Source organism: Streptomyces hygroscopicus subsp. hygroscopicus (assembly GCF_001553455.1).
GTDB lineage: Bacteria > Actinomycetota > Actinomycetes > Streptomycetales > Streptomycetaceae > Streptomyces > Streptomyces hygroscopicus.
Genome location: NZ_BBOX01000353.1, coordinates 1 through 2862, shown reverse-complemented (window position 1 = coordinate 2862; position 2862 = coordinate 1). Strand labels below are relative to the sequence as shown.

Annotated in this window: 1 protein-coding gene; it reads right to left on the bottom strand. The window is 77.0% G+C overall.

The window, feature by feature from the left end:
• Positions 1 to 2862: SDR family NAD(P)-dependent oxidoreductase (locus tag AXW62_RS30770; protein ID WP_159060997.1), on the bottom strand; the 2862-nt coding region annotated here is incomplete at both ends.

The window sequence follows — 2862 nt, the reverse complement described above, 5'->3', positions numbered from 1 at the left end:
GGTGTGCGCACCAGGCCCCGGTGGAGCGGCGGCAGCGCCCCGGTGGCGGCGGCGGCGCGCAGCGTCGCCGGCTCCAGCCGTACGGGCACCAGCACCGCCTCGCCGGCCACCGCGTGGGCCGCGTCGAACAGGGCGAGCCCCTCCTCGGCGGACAGCGGCAGCACCCCGCCGCGCGCCGCCCGCTGCCGGTCGGCCTCGCCGAGCCGGCCGCCCATGCCCCGCTCCTCGGCCCACATGCCCCACACCAGGGACAGCGCGGTACGGCCGGTGGCGCGGCGGTGTCCGGCGAGCGCGTCGAGGAAGACGTTGGCCGCCGCGTAGCCGCCCTGGCCCGCGCCGCCCAGCGTGCCGGCCGCGGCCGAGAAGAGCACGAAGGCGGACAGGTCCAGATCGCGGGTCAGCTCGTGGAGGTTGACCGCCGCGTCGACCTTGGGCCGCAGCACCGTGTCCACCCGTTCCGGCGTCAGCATGTCGATGACGCCGTCGTCGAGGACGCCCGCGGTGTGCACCACGGCCGTCAGCGGACGGTCGGCCGGAATCGCGGCCAGCAGCCCGGCCAGCGCCTCCCGGTCGGCCGCGTCGCACGCGGCGACGGTGGCCTCGGCGCCCAGCTCGGCCAGCTCCGCCACCAGCTCGGCCATCCCGTCGGCGGCGGGGCCGCTGCGGCTGGTCAGCAGCAGATGGCGGGCGCCGTGCACGGTGGCCAGATGGCGGGCGAACAGCCTGCCCAGACCGCCGGTGGCGCCGGTGATCAGCACCGTGCCGGCCGGGTCGACGACCGTGCCGGCCGGCTCGGCGGCCGGGACCGCCCCGACCCTGGCCAGGCGCGGCGCGTACACCGCCCCGGCGCGCAGCGCCAGTTCGGGCTCGTCCGTCTCCAGGGCCGCCGCGATCGCCGGGTAGGACACCTCGCCGTCCACGTCGAGCAGGACGAACTGGCCCGGGTTCTCCGTCTGCGCGGACCGCAGCAGACCCCACACCGGCGCGTTCACCAGGTCCGCCACCGCCGGGTCACCGGCCGCGGCGACCGCGCCGCGGGTGACCACCACCAGCCGGGCGGAGCCGGGCCTGCCACCGTTCAGCCACTCCTGGACCAGGGCCAGCGCACGGTGGGTGGCCGAGTGCGCACCGGCGGCGAGACCGCCGTGCGGGGCGTCCGGCTCGGCCGGGAACGGCACCAGCACGGTGTCCGGTACCGGCCCGCCCGCCTCGACCGCCGCGTTCAGCGCGCGGAGGTCGTCGTGGACCGTGGCACCGAACCCGGCCGTCTCCAGGGCCACGCTCAGCTTCAGCTCGTCGCCGCCGACGACCGCGAAGCCCGCCGACGCGGCCGGCGAGGGTGCCGCCACCGGCGCCCAGTCGATCCGGAACAGCGACTCGTGGCGGCCGGAGGTGGCCGCACCGGCGATCCGGTCCACCTCCAGTGCCTCGGTGACCAGCGTGTCCACCGACGCGACGAGCGCACCCGCCCCATCGGCCGCCACCAGCGACACCGCGCCGTCCCCGGCCGGCGCCAGCCGTACCCGCAGCGCCTCGGCGCCCACCGCGTACAGGCTCACACCGCGCCAGGAGCGCGCCACCGCGGCACCGCCCGCGCCCTGCGCGAGCGGCTGGAGCGCACCGTCCAGCAGGGCCGGGTGCAGGGCGAAACGGGCCGCGTCGGGTTGCCGCTCGTCCGGGAGGCGGACCTCCGCGAACAGCTCCTCGCCACGCCGCCAGACCCGGCGCAGGCCCTGGAACGCCGGGCCGTGCAGCAGTCCGGCGCGGGCCATCTCCGCGTACAGGGAGTCGGTCTCCACGGGCTCCGCGCCGGCGGGCGGCCAGACGGACAGCGGCTCGGCACCGCCGCCCGCCGGGGCCCGCTCCGGGGCGAGCACACCGGCGGCGTGCCGGGTCCACGGCCGGTCCGCGTCCGACGCTTCGGGACGCGAGTACACCGCCAGCGGGCGGCGACCGCCGTCGTCCGGCTCGCCGACCGACACCCGCAGCCGCACCCCGCCGCGCTCCGGCAGGACCAGCGGCTCGTGCAGGGTCAGCTCGTCCAGCGCCGCACAGCCCACGTGGTCCCCGGCGCGCACCGCCAGCTCCACGAACGCGGAACCGGGCAGCACGGCCGTGTCCGCCACCGTGTGGTCCGCCAGCCACGCGTGCGAGGCCAGCGACAGCCGTCCGGAGAAGAGGTACGCGTCCGCGTCGGGCAGTTCCACCGCCGCGCCCAGCAGCGGGTGACCGGCCGAGCCGAGCCCCGCCGAGGCGACCTCGTCCAGGCTGAGCTGGGCGTCGACCCAGTAGCGGCTGCGCTGGAAGGCGTACGTCGGCAACGCGACCTTCCGCGCACCGGTACCGGCGAAGAACGCCTCCCAGTCCGGGACCGGGCCGCGGACGTACAGCCGGGCCAGCGCGCCGGTCACCGCCTCGGCCTCCGGCCGGCCCGTGCGCAGCGCGGGCAGCAGCTCGGCCGCGTCGGGCTCGGCCAGGCACTCCTGGGCCATGGCGGTGAGCACGCCGTCCGGGCCCAGCTCCACGTAGGTGGTCACGCCCCGGGCCTCCAGGGTGCGCACGCCGTCCAGGAAGCGCACGGCCTCGCGGACGTGGCGCACCCAGAAGTCGGCCGTCGTGACCTCCTCGGCGGAGATGACGTCGCCGGTGAGGTTGGAGACGATCGGGATCTTCGGGGCCTGGTAGGTGAGACCCTCGGCGACCTCGCGGAACGCCTCCAGCATCCCGTCCATACGCGGCGAATGGAACGCGTGGCTGACGGTGAGCCGCTTGGTCTTACGGCCCTGAGCCTCGAACGACGCCGCGATCCGCACGGCCACGTCCTCATCCCCCGCGAGGACCACGGAAACCGGACCGTTGACC